The sequence below is a fragment of the Lysinibacillus sp. NPDC093712 genome, assembly GCF_050280025.1.
GTDB lineage: Bacteria > Bacillota > Bacilli > Bacillales_A > Planococcaceae > Lysinibacillus.
Genome location: NZ_JBNNUU010000004.1, coordinates 12,692 through 27,529 on the forward strand (window position 1 = coordinate 12,692; position 14,838 = coordinate 27,529).

The 14,838-nt window shown below is 36.4% G+C and carries 17 protein-coding genes; all 17 read right to left on the minus strand.

The features are described 5' to 3' along the window. Positions 1–100: 100 nt before the first annotated feature. On the minus strand, positions 101–1,069 hold the full coding sequence (gene pseB / locus ACQKNX_RS15690) for a UDP-N-acetylglucosamine 4,6-dehydratase (inverting) (RefSeq protein ID WP_427430029.1): 969 nt from the start codon (positions 1,067–1,069) through the stop codon (positions 101–103). 139 nt (positions 1,070–1,208) lie between these two features. Continuing rightward, positions 1,209–2,420, minus strand: coding sequence for a motility associated factor glycosyltransferase family protein (locus ACQKNX_RS15695; RefSeq protein WP_427429685.1), 1,212 nt, complete (start codon positions 2,418–2,420; stop codon positions 1,209–1,211). Then, entirely contained in the window at positions 2,420–2,767 is a 348-nt protein-coding gene (locus ACQKNX_RS15700) for a hypothetical protein (protein WP_186436121.1), read from the minus strand. The genes ACQKNX_RS15695 and ACQKNX_RS15700 overlap by 1 nt, the downstream gene beginning before the upstream one ends. 7 nt (positions 2,768–2,774) lie before the next feature. Next, positions 2,775–4,478 (minus strand): motility associated factor glycosyltransferase family protein, encoded by a 1,704-nt coding sequence (locus ACQKNX_RS15705; protein WP_427429686.1) that lies wholly within the window; start codon positions 4,476–4,478, stop codon positions 2,775–2,777. A gap of 97 nt (positions 4,479–4,575) precedes the next feature. Next, positions 4,576–5,388 carry a flagellin gene (locus ACQKNX_RS15710; RefSeq protein WP_141903808.1) on the minus strand — a complete coding sequence of 271 codons (813 nt, stop codon included), beginning with the start codon at positions 5,386–5,388 and terminating at the stop codon, positions 4,576–4,578. A gap of 182 nt (positions 5,389–5,570) precedes the next feature. Continuing rightward, a complete protein-coding gene (gene csrA / locus ACQKNX_RS15715) occupies positions 5,571–5,789 on the minus strand; it encodes a carbon storage regulator CsrA (protein ID WP_427429687.1) in 219 nt (72 codons plus the stop codon). After that, positions 5,789–6,232 carry a flagellar assembly protein FliW gene (gene fliW, locus ACQKNX_RS15720; RefSeq protein ID WP_427429688.1) on the minus strand — a complete coding sequence of 148 codons (444 nt, stop codon included), beginning with the start codon at positions 6,230–6,232 and terminating at the stop codon, positions 5,789–5,791. Before fliW ends, csrA begins: the two co-directional genes overlap by 1 nt. Before the next feature lie 18 nt (positions 6,233–6,250). Next, positions 6,251–6,814 (minus strand): DUF6470 family protein, encoded by a 564-nt coding sequence (locus tag ACQKNX_RS15725; protein ID WP_427429689.1) that lies wholly within the window; start codon positions 6,812–6,814, stop codon positions 6,251–6,253. 80 nt (positions 6,815–6,894) lie between these two features. Beyond that, the gene (gene flgL / locus ACQKNX_RS15730) at positions 6,895–7,809 is read right to left on the minus strand and encodes a flagellar hook-associated protein FlgL (protein WP_427429690.1); all 915 of its coding nucleotides are present in this window, start codon (positions 7,807–7,809) and stop codon (positions 6,895–6,897) included. A 45-nt stretch (positions 7,810–7,854) separates the two neighbouring features. Then, positions 7,855–9,402, minus strand: coding sequence for a flagellar hook-associated protein FlgK (flgK, locus tag ACQKNX_RS15735; protein ID WP_427429691.1), 1,548 nt, complete (start codon positions 9,400–9,402; stop codon positions 7,855–7,857). 33 nt (positions 9,403–9,435) lie between these two features. After that, complete coding sequence (locus tag ACQKNX_RS15740; RefSeq protein WP_427429692.1) at positions 9,436–9,936, minus strand: flagellar protein FlgN; 501 nt, start codon at positions 9,934–9,936, stop codon at positions 9,436–9,438. A 26-nt stretch (positions 9,937–9,962) separates the two neighbouring features. Continuing rightward, complete coding sequence (gene flgM / locus ACQKNX_RS15745) at positions 9,963–10,223, minus strand: flagellar biosynthesis anti-sigma factor FlgM (RefSeq protein ID WP_427429693.1); 261 nt, start codon at positions 10,221–10,223, stop codon at positions 9,963–9,965. Positions 10,224–10,479: 256 nt separating this feature from the next. Continuing rightward, positions 10,480–10,893 (minus strand): TIGR03826 family flagellar region protein, encoded by a 414-nt coding sequence (locus ACQKNX_RS15750; RefSeq protein WP_427429694.1) that lies wholly within the window; start codon positions 10,891–10,893, stop codon positions 10,480–10,482. A gap of 84 nt (positions 10,894–10,977) precedes the next feature. After that, entirely contained in the window at positions 10,978–11,568 is a 591-nt protein-coding gene (locus ACQKNX_RS15755) for a ComF family protein (RefSeq protein WP_427429695.1), read from the minus strand. Continuing rightward, a complete protein-coding gene (locus ACQKNX_RS15760; RefSeq protein WP_427429696.1) occupies positions 11,556–12,926 on the minus strand; it encodes a DEAD/DEAH box helicase in 1,371 nt (456 codons plus the stop codon). The genes ACQKNX_RS15755 and ACQKNX_RS15760 overlap by 13 nt, the downstream gene beginning before the upstream one ends. Before the next feature lie 246 nt (positions 12,927–13,172). Then, entirely contained in the window at positions 13,173–14,015 is an 843-nt protein-coding gene (locus tag ACQKNX_RS15765) for a DegV family protein (protein WP_427429697.1), read from the minus strand. A gap of 158 nt (positions 14,016–14,173) precedes the next feature. Then, positions 14,174–14,725: a nuclear transport factor 2 family protein gene (locus tag ACQKNX_RS15770; protein ID WP_427429698.1), complete on the minus strand. Its 552-nt coding sequence runs from the start codon at positions 14,723–14,725 to the stop codon at positions 14,174–14,176. Between the last annotated feature and the right edge of the window lie 113 nt (positions 14,726–14,838).

Below are 14,838 nucleotides of genomic sequence, written 5' to 3' on the forward strand. Positions count from 1 at the left end.
ATCACCCGCTACCATTTTATGTAAAATTAGACTAAAATACAACATTCGACATTTTAGAATTAAACTGTTTTAAAACTTTATTATTACTCTCATTTCATTACTATATTTCATTCATCAACTTTTCCAGTTGTTCAACTGTAAGCCATTCAGAATTATTATTACTAGTATAAGAGAAGTCTTCTGCTAAAACTTTACCTTTACCACCCTCATGTTGAGACCACCATGTAAGTTCTGGACGGATAACGTAGTAATCATCAAACTCTAATGTATGACGTGCATCATCTTCCATAATCATCGCTTCATGAAGTTTTTCACCAGGGCGTATTCCTATAATTTCTATTTCACATTCTGGAGCAATGGCTTTTGCTAAATCCATTACTTTCATACTCGGAATCTTTGGGACAAAAATTTCCCCACCATACATGCGCTCTAAATTATCTAATACGAATTGCACTCCGTGATCAAGTGTAATCCAAAACCGTGTCATACGCTCATCTGTAACAGGTAACTTCCCAGTATCCTTGATTTTTTTAAAAAATGGCACAACACTACCACGACTACCAACTACATTGCCATAGCGAACAACTGAAAATCTAGTTTTCTTTTCGCCTACATAAGCATTGGCTGCAACGAATAGTTTATCAGAAGCTAATTTTGTTGCACCGTATAAATTCACTGGGCTACATGCTTTATCTGTTGAAAGTGCAATTACCTTTTCTACGCCACGGTCGATAGCTGCCTCAATAATATTTTGTGCACCATGAATGTTTGTTTTCACTGCTTCAAACGGGTTATATTCACATGCATCGACATGCTTCATAGCTGCTGCATGGATCACTATATCCACACCATCAAAAGCGCGGTATAAACGGTCTTTATCGCGCACATCACCAATAAAGAATCGAATGCGTTCATCTTGAAATTCTTGTTTCATTTCATATTGTTTTAGTTCATCACGACTAAAAACAATAACTTTTTTCACACCTAATGTAAGTGCCTTTCTGATAAATTTTTTACCAAAAGAGCCTGTACCACCTGTTACTAGCACGGTTTTGTTTTCTAACGACATCATTATAAAACTCCTATCTTATAGCGATCAAATACCATATAAAATATATTTAAAAATCTATGAAACAAATTTTATGTCTTATGTTTTCATATGATATATATCGACAAATTTTTATAATCATAAATAAAAACTCATAAATCTATGAGTTTTTAATAAGTTCATAAAGTTGTTTTTCGTCTATCAATGGGACATTTTCTATTTTCGCACCATTTTTAGCTGTATTATAAATATAACATGTACTTTCTTTACAATTTCGATTGAACCATGTTAAGTAGCTATATAAATTTGGCAATGTTTTAATAGGTGCTCCAGAGTTGGACTCTATTTCTATATACTGCTCGTCTTTTGATACATTTCTTCCTGAAGTAGAATTAGTGGCATGTGTGTATTCATTCATAAAACCTAAATCCTGACCAAACAATACTATTGACTTAAATCCTAGATACTCCAACAAACTAAAGCCCGTAGTAGCTACCGAACCACCCGTTTCTAACAATGGATAATTCATTTTCTTAGCGTATTGTTCTGAAAGTTCATATCCCTTTTGTAATAATATATATTTATCTCCCTTATGGTACCTTACCGAATTAAAATCTGCAGTACTTAAAAAGAAGAGCACTCCAGTATATCCGGAATCCTTTAATTGTTCGAAAATTGTTGGCTGGCAATCTGATAAAATGACCCCATCTGGTACAATGTCTTCCTCTAATAACACTTTCAAAGCAGATCCTACACATAGTAGGTACGCTTTTCCTTTTACAACTTCCAACCACTTTTTAGTAATATCTAAAGAAGGTCCACTAGAAATGAGACAAGAAAACTTTTTCTGCTTTAAACTTTCTTGATAATGCTGTAATGAGAAAATCCGTTGCTGAATATTTTCATAAAAGTTCATTTCCATCATTGATGAGAAGCGTTTATACGACATCTGCTTCATTTTAATATCCATTAGCAAATAATAAAGTGGATGTTGTTTATCCATTACTTGTAACCAAACGTGTGGCATAATAATTTGATAATCATTTACATTAGCAATTTCTCTATAGTCTGTAGTTATAGTAACATTGCTCGGCAATTTTCTACTACCAGAAATAGACTCATATAAGTCTATTTCTTGACTATCTAAAACATAGACAAAAATTGGCTTCGAATCAGTAACTAGTTTTAATAAAGCATGTAGATGGTAGCCTAATCCTAATCCGATTAATACGTATCCTTTATCGTCATTATTAAACTCACTTTCAATGAACTTTTCCGTATCTGTAATCGGCCGATACTTACTATATAGCAATATATTATTTACCTTTAATGTGGCATTTCCGTCCCGTGCTTCCATTTTTTCAAACTGCATTAGATTTTAGAAGCTCCTAATTCAACATCGGAAAAGAACGGAACAATCTCATACTCAAATATATCTGCAACCAAATTATAGTCACCAATTGACAAACCATCATTTATTTCTGATAAATAATCTACAATCTTTGTCATATCGAGAGTGATAGCCACATTATTTTCTTTTAACAGCCTACTTGCTTCCGCTATCCAGCCTGCACCTTCTGAAAAATCTCGGATATGATTAAGAGCTTCAGCAATACGATCATCACGAAGGTTATTTGCAATCATCAGACATCCTTCAGGTAATCTCTCCATATATTCATTAAAGCTTATAATTGTATCGTTTAAAAGTTCACTCATCATTGTAACCTCACATTAATTTATTTGTTTTTTCTATAACATCTAAAACATATTGTCTTGTTAATTTGAAAGCATCTAATAGTCTTGAATAAAGTTCTTTATTCTGATTGAATACTCTATCAAAAGTTGCTCGATTACTTTCATTTGGTACGGATTCATAATTACGTAGGACATCCATTGTAATAGGATCAAATATATGATTCATTGCGGTTCTAGTCTTGTACTTTTTTATAGATTTATCTATCTTATCTAATTCACGTAATACACTTTTTTCAAATACCGTATTCGATTTATTGCTATTTAACTTAGCTAGACCAATTTGAATTTCTCCAATAATCTTATTATAAATCGCTATCTCAGCTTGCATTTTTCCAATAAAAAAATCATTACCTTTTGATTGTAATTTAGATGGACTATTTAACTTTAAGTTAGTTTCTTCATTAATAAATGAATCACAAAACTCAGAGAATGGGATTTGTTCCATCCCTCCTATTTTCGCGCCCCCTTCTGTACAATTGAAAATAGGCGACGGATGCTCAATTTGCCTATTAAGCCGTTCAAAATCCCTCTTCATAAGTAAAAACGCATAGTCCGTTAAAACACTATCATTATAGTACCCTGTTATTTCAAACATCCCACGACTTTTCTTGTATGATTCATCTACTTCTATAAAGTGTTTATTACTATCTTCATGAGATTTATTATCCGTATAAGCTAAATCTTGGCCAATAATTGCAATTGGGCCGCTCGTCATATAACAAGCTACTGTAAAAGCAAAATTCGCTACAGAAGCTCCACCTGCAATAAGAGGCACATCTAAACTAAATACGTTATTTAAGTAATTTTGAAATGCACTATCTCCAACATCTAAAAGGGAGTATTTTATGTTTGGAAATATCTCTTGAATTTTATAATGACTACTAAAACCAAAAATCAATCGGGACTTTATATTGATTATTTCTTTAAAATGATTATAATTGGCTATTCCTCCATCTATAGAAACGACATAATCAGGTTCAATTCCATGATTCAATAGAGAATTGATCGTTGATCCAGAGGCAATTGTAATAATTTTCTCTTTTATTTCCTTCAACTTTACAATCTGCTTTTTTAAAGATGGGCCTCCTGAAATTACAATTATTGGGCAGTTATAAACCTGTTTTAATTCTTTTAAAGAATGATTCATATATGAATGCAAAATATTATGTACATAATTCTCCTGCCAGTCTAGGGAAAATTGTCTTATCGTATTTTCTCCAACTTGTTGAAGCCGTTGCACTGTTTTAATGCTTTCTAAAACAATCAGGTATTCTTCTTTTAAAATTTTATCATAATTCGGTGAGCATATTACCTTTACTTGTTTACTAAAATTTCCTAATTTAGAGGATACGACCCCTTCAATAACTTCACTTTTTATCTCTTCAATAAGAGTAAATTCAATATTATCATCTATTAATTCTTTGTTAAACTCCTTAAATAAAGGATCAATAACAATCAACTTATCATTTTCTCTTAATTTATTTTTCATTTCTTCAATAATATAACCTAATCCATACCCAAAAACTACATGAACGAAATTGGGTTCAAACTCTTTTTCTACAATTCTCTTTGCTTCTTGAATAGGATTATACTTACTATGTAAAAAGAAATTATTTACTCTCATTGTTTTTAAATTGTTATTAGTTAATACATATTCGATATTATATTTACTCAAATTTAATCACCTCCTATCTATTATCGTCCTAAAATAAAAAAAATAAAGGAATCTGCCGTAAGACAGATTCCTTTATTTTAACCTAAATGTTAATCAATTATTGTAATAATTGAAGAACGCCTTGTGGTTGTTGGTTAGCTTGCGCTAACATCGATTGAGCAGCTTGCATTAAGATATTGTTCTTAGTGAAGCCCATCATTTCTTTAGCCATATCTGTATCACGGATACGAGATTCAGCAGCTGTTAAGTTTTCAGAAGTTGCACCTAAGTTGTTGATAGTGTGCTCTAAACGGTTTTGAACAGCACCTAAGCTAGAACGTGCATCTGAAACTTTAGTAATAGCGTCATTAATAGTAGTGATAGCAGCATCTGCTCCTGTTTGAGAAGAAATACTAATTTTAGAAACAGATAATGAAGATGCCGCCATATTAGCAATAGTTAAATCGATTTTTTGGCCATTGTTTGCACCAATATGGAATACTTTATCTTTAAATGAACCATTTAATAATTTTTGAGTATTGAACTCTGTATCAGTTGAGATACGTGTAATTTCTTCAGATAATGCGTTAATTTCTTTTTGTAAATCCGCACGGTCAGAAGTTACGTTTGTATCGTTTGCAGATTGAACTGCTAGTTCACGCATACGTTGTAAGATAGAGTGTGTTTCGTTAAGAGCACCCTCAGCAGTTTGGATTAAAGAGATTGAGTCTTGAGCGTTTTTAGTAGCCATGTCAAGACCACGGATTTGTCCGCGCATTTTTTCAGAGATTGCTAAACCTGCAGCGTCATCGCCAGCACGGTTAATTTTGTAACCAGAAGATAACTTCTCAAGATTTTTAGAAGCTTCAGTGTTGTTGAAAGAAAGGTTACGGTGTGTGTTTAAAGCTGAAATGTTATGTTGAATTCTCATTTGGAATTCCTCCTTGAATGTTTGTTTTGTTATTCCACGTCCGTGTGGAATATTGTCGGTTTAGGTTGTATATATGTACTTCCCTTACCCTACAATCTATATATCGTGAGTAGTTGGAAAAGTTTAATAGTTTTTTTAAAAGTTTTTTTATTTTTTTATGTAATAGATTCATAGCTACTATTTTATTTTTTCTTCAGCTGATCTAAAAAATTTGAAGATGAAGCGAGTGCTTCTTTATTTTGAGCTTGAATGGCTTCAAAAACTTCGGAGCGATGTACTTTCACCGTTTTCGGCGCAACTATACCCAGTTTAATTTGCTCACCTTCGACTGCTAATATTTTTATTTCGATTTGTTCGCCTATCATAATAGATTCATCTTTTTTTCTTGAGAGTACTAGCATTATTTCGCACTTCCTTCCAATGGCAGCATTGGATAACGTAATGGAAAGGCTTTGTTATCTTGGAGAACGATTTGCTTGCCTCTTTTTTTAGCAATATTTAAAATAACGGGTGCTAACAAGTTAATCGTAGAGTCTTGGAATGTCTCTTTCATTGTGACAATAGCATATGGAAGAACATCTTCTTGTTTATCAATTTGTAATTGCTCGCGATCTTCTTCGCTAATGTCAAAGCTATAATCTTTTTTGAAAGCAAATGGATAGGCAACGACAAAGCCGATTTCTACATGCTGAATAGACTGAAGTAATGCTAGTGGTAGGTCGGCATCGATTGGTAGTAAAACAAACTCTCTTTCTTCTTCTAATCCAAGTAAGCCATGTTCAAATGTCAGAATATCTTGTTCAACGATTTCGACTTCTCCTAAAAATTTAGTAGCAATTTTCATATTTTCGGGTGCACTCCTTTAAACGATGACGTCAATGTCAACATCTGGTCTTTGTATCATTGTACCAGTTACTTTACCTGGTGTGTATTCATGGATTGGTTTGTTCACTTGGGCGTCAATTACTGGTTCTCTTCGTTGTATATTGACGTCAGTAGTGCCTGGCGTATAGTCGATTTTTACGGAATCAACAGAAGGCACAAATTTTATATTAAATTGAACACGGTGAGGGCCATGGTTTTGTTTGGCGATATTTTGAATAGTTGCTCTACCTTGGTCTTTGCCGGCACCCTCCATCATTTGTCGCCCTTCTCTTGCTCTTCGTGCCATGCCCTTCATCGCCTCTTGTTTCCCTTTTTGCGCATAATTTGCACTTGATTCTAATGGTCCAATTAAGCCTAAATCACGCCTTGCTTGGGATGAATCAATTTTTAGGACACCACGTGTTGTATTGATATCAAGTATTGCAGCAGGCTGTTCAATATGCTGCGTAGCACTTGGTTGTTTAATGTATTGCTGTGGCTTAGCAATATTAAGGTCAATTTGTGCGTCCGTTGTACGAATTTGAATTTGTGGAAGTCTCATGTACACTTCTCCTTTCAAGAAAAGCGTCTGAACAAAATGTTCAAACGCTTTGATTTATTAGCGAAAAAAATCACTATATTTTATCTAATAAAATCTACTAAAGATTGTTGAATAATTTTAGCGCCAACAGACAATGCTGCCTGATGAATCGATTCTGACGTTACCATTTCGGTAATAGCTTTTGAGTAATCGACATCCTCATTATTCGATAATTGCTTTGTCACGCTAATTTCACGAATAGATAAGCGGTTTTCCATTAATTCCACACGATTTTGGCGTGCTCCAACATCCGCCTGCGCTTCGAGAATTTTATTGTGCATCGTTGTAATATCATCAGTTGTACTCGTACTTGTAACGCCACCTAATGTTGAGCTGATTTCGTCACTTGTAGCAAGAGGAACTCTATTCGGGTCTAGCACATCCGAAATTTTGCCCATCATATCATCTACACTTTTAAATAAATCCACAGCTGCAGTATTGACTTTCATTTCAATACCATCATACACTTCAATCTTAACATCTTCGGAATTGACATTTGCATTGTTAAGAGTGCCATTTATAAATATTGGTTGTCCTGTTTTTGTGCCACTGAAAATATAGCGGTCTCCTACTTTCGTGTTGGCTACATCTTGAATTTGGTTGCGAATTTGGTCAATCTCAGATTTAATCTTTGCTCGTTCATCTGGTGTATTTGTATCATTCGCTGCTTGAATAACAAGTTCACGCACTTTCTTCATTTGTTCGCCCACTTGATTTAATGATTCGTCAGATGTATCTAACCAGTTATTAACCTCATTCATGTTACGTGTATACTGTTCAACTCTACCTAGGTCTCGTCGATAGCCCATCCCTTTTACTGCTACAACAGGGTCGTCTGAAGGTCTCGTGATTTTTGAGCCTGAAGTAATTTGATCTTGTAGCTTCGACATTTTTCCGTAGCTATTATTTAAGTTTAGAAGCATGTTATTCGATAACATGGATTGTGTTACGCGCATGTTTGTAAAAGCTCCTTCCTTTAGTCGTACTCAATTAGTTTTTAGTTAAATTCCTACTCGACCCATGCCGTTAATGATTTTGTCTAATGTTTCATCGATAACAGTAATCATACGTGCATTTGCGTTATATGCTTGTTGGAATGTAATCATATTCGTCATTTCTTCATCAAGTGATACCGAAGTGATCGAAGCACGGCTGTTGCCAATTGTCACAAGAAGTGTTTCAGAAGTTCCGTTTAAGCGCGCTGCTTCTTCTCCATCGACACCGAGCTTACCAATGATTCCTTGATAGAATGTGTTAAATGTTGCGCCGTCTAAATTTGCTTGAACTTTTGATTGGATATTTGAAAGCTCAAGTGCCCATTTGCCGTTCCCTTCTTCATTTGGCTTGCTAGAAGCAGCCAACTTTGAAGAATCTTTCAAAAGCTCATCATTCACTTTAATATTTCCGGCTGACATTGGTTTTGTATTATCAATCGGTTCAAAGAAATCGATTGTGCTTTGAGCACCTGTTAAATCATACCCTTGCTTATGCATCGCATTAAAGACATTTGCAAATTCTGAGGCAAGTTTGTCAAGGCTAGCCATCGTTTCTGGGTAATAGCCTTTAACATCTGCCCCATCTTGATATCCATAAGAGTTGATCAATGATAATAATTTACCTTTGCCAGGCTCTAACTGGTCATATGTAATCGTGCCTGAATCTGCTGTACCTGTGCCAGTTACATTGATGCTCGTAAATACTTTCGATAAATCCGTTCCATCAATTTGTGTAGCACCACTATTTACTTCGATGCTAGCAGCATCTTTACCATTCACTAATTTAATGGCTGTGTTCGTGCCATATGGCTTAAATGTAATAGTTACACTGCCTTCAGCTACACTAGAAGCAAGTCCACCAGAAGGAACGCGTTCGACTGAGACCGGGATGTAACTATTTAATTCATCGATTAACACATCACGAGCATCATATAAATCATTTGGTACATGACCATTTGGTTCAACCTCTTGCACTTGCTTATTAATAGAAGCAATTTGCTTTAGTAATGAATTGATGCGGTTTGTTGAAACACTAATTTCGTTACCTAAGTTGCCTTGAATTGTTTTTAATTGTGTATCGATATAGTTAAATGATTGTGCTAAATGATTGGCACGTTCAATAGCCACTTTACGTGATGCCGCGTTTTCCGGACCCGTACTAACATCTTGCAAACCTTTCCAGAACTGCTCTAATGCTGCGTTTAAACCGTACTGAGAAGGTTCATCCATTATATCTTCCATTTGGGATATCGCATTTGAACGTGACTCCCAATAACCTAACTTATTTGTTTCCTGACGGTATTGACGGTCAATAAATTCATCGCGTATACGTTGAATGGAACCTGTCTCTACCCCTGTTCCCATATGTCCAGGGTAATTCGGCGTGTTTAAGCCTGCCGTTGGAAAACCTGGCGTAGCTTGCATGTTTACTCGTTGGCGTGAGTAACCAAGTGTGTTGGCATTTGAAATATTATGACCTGTTGTATATAAAGCGGATTGTTGTGTAAATAAACCGCTTCTACTAGTTTCTAAGCCCATAAATGTTGAGCGCATCTTTTTTCCTCCCTTTAGTAACGATTTAAAGAATTATGCTTGCGAATCGAAGTACGATTTTTTTGCGATTGTATTCGTACCACGTACTTCACGACCAGAGTAATTCATTTGCTCTGGGCGTGGGCTTAGTGCATCTAATGTTAGATTGACAAATTGTAATGATTGGAATACCAATTTTTGATTAAGTTCATTTTGTTTGCGTAAATCGTTGATGATTAGCATTAGTCGATTGCGAACAGCTGAAAGTGCTTCTTTTTCAGCTTCTTGTTCAGCAGCCTCGATGACATCAGCAACAGACATTTTGTCAGTTGAAGCAATTCCTTTTGCTCCAAGGTATTCGGTTACCTGTACCTGGCGCTGTTGCTCGAGCTTATCAATGGCCGCTACATGTGCCTGCTCATCCTTGAGCATTTGGTCTAGTGCTTCGATATCGCCAGCTTTAATAATTTCTGTTTTTCTAAAGGCTAGTTCGAGTAAGCTTTTATGCATTCTCTCTAATATTGTTAATGTAGAACAAATTGTTTCTACAGTCATATTACTAAGCACCCTTTCTGTATTTCCTAGAAACGATAATATTTCAGCATATCTTCAGCAACTTTGCGAGCATTGACCTTGTATTCTCCAGAATCAATATCTGCCTTTAATTGTTGCACGCGTTCAGCTCGTTCAGTACTGTATGTCGTTACCCCTTGCATTTCTTGCGCTGCTTTTGAAATTTCAATTTTGTCAGCAAATGACGCTTTGTTGTCGCCAGATTTGACATTACGTATTTGATTTTTATATGCGTTAACAGCATTAACACCATACGATGTGATTTTCATGTTCGTCCCCCTATCTTAAAAGCTTATCTTACTATTATTTCGGATTGTCTCCAACAATGTTAAGTTTTCAAATATAAAAAAGTGTGCTAATTTTGTTTAAAATTAACACACTTTCGCTTATCAACCATCTTTAAGGTGTATAATTTAACTTCGTCCTTTTGAATTTCCTGTTACAATTTGCTTGCTGATTCGCATGAGCATTAAACATGTGTAACTGAAGGAAGCTCAACTCTAGTGTAAAAAAACAATGCTAATGTTATTTTTTACGTTCAGCATGATAGGTTACGCGATCATGCTCAGCTACACTTTCACGGAACTCCTTCGCTGCCTCAAATGTACGAAGATCTGATTTTAATTCGTCTTGGCATTTTGTACACAGTTTCCCTGTTGTCGTTAAATGACCGCAGTTATCGCATGGATAGCCTAAGTTCGGGAACATTGCCGGCTGTAAACGACCTTTACGAACCCACTTATACAATAGTTCCTCTTCAGCACCAGTTGCTTCCACAATTCGTTCTACTGTAGCCGCACGGTTTTCACGTTTTCGTAAAAAACGATAAACAATTTGATATAATTCCTCTTCTGATTGCGCGCATTTATGACATACTTCTCTGACCCCTGTATAATTAAAAAACTCATTACATTTTGGACAATTTCGAACCTCAGCCATCTATTCTTCCTCCTCTTGCATGATCACTATTTAATTACACGAATCCTAAATTCGTAATCTATTATACATGATGTTTTAGCATTTTCATCCATTAATTAATGTGAAGGTTCGAACATTTCGGGCGCCTGCTTCTAGTAAAACTTGTTTCGCATGCCGTAGTGTTGTCCCTGTAGTTTGTATATCGTCAAAAAGGAGATAATCTTTATGCTCAACTTGTGCTGTAGGCATTAGTCGAAAAAGTGGAGCTGATTTTATACGTTGCTCCCTATTTTTTGAGCTTTGTGTTTCTATGGTTGTTTTTTCTAATAGTTGTTTATAAGGAATATTAGCTGCATTTAGTAGCTCCTCCGTATGTGAGAAGGTACGCTCTTGTTGCTTAATAGGGTGCATTGGAATCGGAATAATTGTTGCTGTCTCTCGTTTAAATTGTGCATGTAACTCCTGTCGAAATACTTTAGCGAGTGCAACGTCTTGAAGAAATTTATATTGATGCAAATACTTCTTCATTGCATCGTTATATTGATAAAGCGCTGTTGTTGTAAATGAACGCTCAAATTTGGAGGCACATGTTTCACAAAGGCAAGGTGAGAAGTTTCTTATTAAAAGTGTTTTCCAGCTAGGAACGATACGCAAAGGCTGTGCACATAATAAACAAAATATTTCTACTTTATGCATTGCGAGAACCCTATCTTATTGTTATATTCTATTTTCTCTCGTGCTTCATCCATCGCTATTGTAATGCCATGATGAAAAAACACCACATCTCCTTCTGCATAATTTTCATGCCGCCCTACTCGTCCAGCAATTTGAATCAATGCACTTGCAGTAAAAATGTCCGATTCTGCCCCAACAACAGCGACTTGTACATTTTTTATCGTGATACCTCTTTCTAATATAGTCGTCGTTAGTAACCCAGGAATTTCTTCATTACGTAGCTGAAGTACTTTCTGTTTCCTTTCAGGGTCCTCAGCATGAACGGCTAAAATATTTGCATGTAGCCTTTGAAAAAGTGGCGTTGCAATTTTCAACAATTCAACTTTCGAGAAAAATATAAGAAAAGGCTCTTTTTTAGTAAGCCGCTCCTCTGTCCATACTTTTAGCTTTCTCGGAAGTCTTCCACGCTTTAAGCTTTTTTCATATCCCCATAGCGAGCTGAAGCGTGGTACTGGCAAAGGCTTGTTGTGATATCTTTTTGGAATAATTGAGCAATGATCAAACTCTTTGATTAATGACCGTGATGGTGTAGCTGTAATAAAGTAAGTTGAGGCTTTTGCAGTTTTGGCTTTTTTCACGGCTCTTGCTAATGTTTCATCGAATGAATAAGGGAAAGCATCCGCCTCATCAATAATCATCACATCAAATGCCTGTTCAAAGCGATATAGCTGATGAGTCGTAGCCAGTATTAGTTGCGCATAACCGTCCTGTTTCGGCGCCCCTCCAAAGTAAGCATGAATGACCGTTTGAGGAAAAACCCGTTGAAAGCGCGGAAATAACTCTAGCACCACATCCGTTCGTGGCGCCGCGATGCAAACCCGTAACCCCTTTTCCAACGCATAATGTACAGATTGAAAGAGCAGCTCAGTCTTCCCAGCCCCACATACCGCTGAAATTAAATGACATCGACCTACTTTGACACTCTCAAGCATTTCATCAGCTGCCTGTTGTTGAAGTTCCGTCAGTTGGCCAGTCCATTGGAGTGTATGCTGTCTTTTTCTATACGCTTTCGGTCCTCTCCATATTATCAATTGTGTGCAGCTACTCACTCTGCCCATGCTCAGACAATGTCTACAATACACACATTGTTGCTGGCATTTTGAACAATTAAACATTGTAAAGAACTGCGGCTTGTCATTATAGCAACGATTACATCTCATTCGTGGTGTTGTTTGAATACCTTCTATTATATGAAGATACTTTTTATTAATGGCCTGCTGTATATCATGTTTTGCAAAAGGTGAATGCTCCCTTAGCCATATACGACCTTCATGAAAGTCCCGCAACGCAGGAGGCAACAGCCATCCTTTATATTTCATTCTAATTTGCTCCTTTCTTTTTGTGATAATGGTTCTAACAGGGGGTTCTGCAGGATTATCGACGATTTACTCAGGTATATCGGCGATTGGACAGAATTTATCGGCGTTTTAAGCAATTCTATCGGCGATTCCTCGTGTTTTACCGGCAATTCACGCGTTTCTATCGGCGATTCTCACTCCAACTAAGGACAGTTACCTAATGCAATAAAAAAAGTCCCTACAACAAGTTGTAGAGACTTTTTCATTTTATTTTTTTGTCCAACCTAGTCCCATTGCGCCTTCACCTAAGTGTGTGCCAATAACTGGGCCGAAATAGCTCAATTTAAAGTTTACGTTTGGGTATGTCGCAGCGAGCTGCGCTAACCATTCCTCGGCTTCTTTTTGGCAGTTGCCGTGAATGACTACTGCATCCATCTTGTCATACTTGTTTGCATCTTCAGCTAGTAAGTCTTCTGCACGCTTTAGTGCTTTTTTACGTGTGCGAATTTTTTCAAATGGTACGATTACCTTATCTACAAAATGCAAAACAGGCTTTACTTGTAATAAGCCTCCGATTAAAGCTGCTGCTGAAGATAGACGTCCCCCACGTTGTAAGTGCGCTAAGTCATCTACAATGAAGTAAGCACGAATATACTGCTTCATATCCACTAATGCTGCTAATATTTCTTGTGCTGAGCAACCTTCTGCCGCCATTTCAGCTGCACGTAGCACGTAAAAGCCTTGAACAGCGCAAGAAATCTCGCTGTCAAATGCGTATACATCAATACCTTCCACCATTTCTCCTGCTTGGACAGCTCCTTGATATGTACCACTTATACCACTCGATAAATGAATGGAAATTACTTCGTCATAATCATTTGCCAACTCTTCAAAGAGAGAAGCAAATTCACCAATTGGTGGCTGTGTTGTTTTAGGGAACTCTTTTGCCCCACGTACTTTATCATAAAACTCAGAAGCAGTAATATCTACTTCCTCTGCGAATAATTCACCTGCGATGTTTACACTTAACGGAATCATACGAATGTTTAAGCGCGCGCGTTCTTCTGGCGTAATGTATGCAGTACTATCTGTTACGATTGCCGTCCTCATTCATGTCCACTCTCCTATGTTCCAAGTTTACCTCAAAAAGAAATGAATGTGAATTGAATTACGACCTAACGTAATTGCATCAGGATTGAATCGCTGTTCAAACGATGACGTCCACTTCACATTCATTTTCTATGTATAGTAAAGGGAAAGATTTCCCCTTATTGATTGCCGGTGCTAGATTTTGAGTCATCGCCAATATAAAAGACGCTCGTCACTTTCCAAGCTCCATCCTCTTTCACAAACACCGTAACTTGACGCCCGGCACTTTCGTGTTCTACATTGGTCTCAAGTTGGAGTGAGTGCGTTGTCACATTGGCAAATACTTGAGCTTCTTCCTGTTCATACTTCGCAATAGTCACATTTGCAACATCGCGTTTCGTATCGGATTGATCAAATACTTTCTCTGCAAATACTTTATCTTCATCATAATTAAATCCTTTTGGGTTCTTAGATATCGTATTCATATAACGATGGATGTCTTTATCATTGAATGCGGCAATATATTCATCAAACGCCGCTATAATTGCTTTTTCCTCATTAGCTGGTACATTCGTTGCTTTTTCGACTTCTCCACCCATCATTTCAAAGCCTACTGTACCATCTTCAATAACCTTTTCACGCTCTTTTGCAGTTAAATCATCTTCTTTATTGCCACAGGCAGTTAACACTAATAAGGTTAAAACTGCTAGAATACTTTTCTTTAACATCATAAAACCTCCCGCGCAATATTGTAGCATATAAATGCATTAGTAGGAATTTTGTTGCGCATTTTCTACTTTTAGGTGCTTATATCATTCTTAAGACGTCTTATAATTTAAAATGT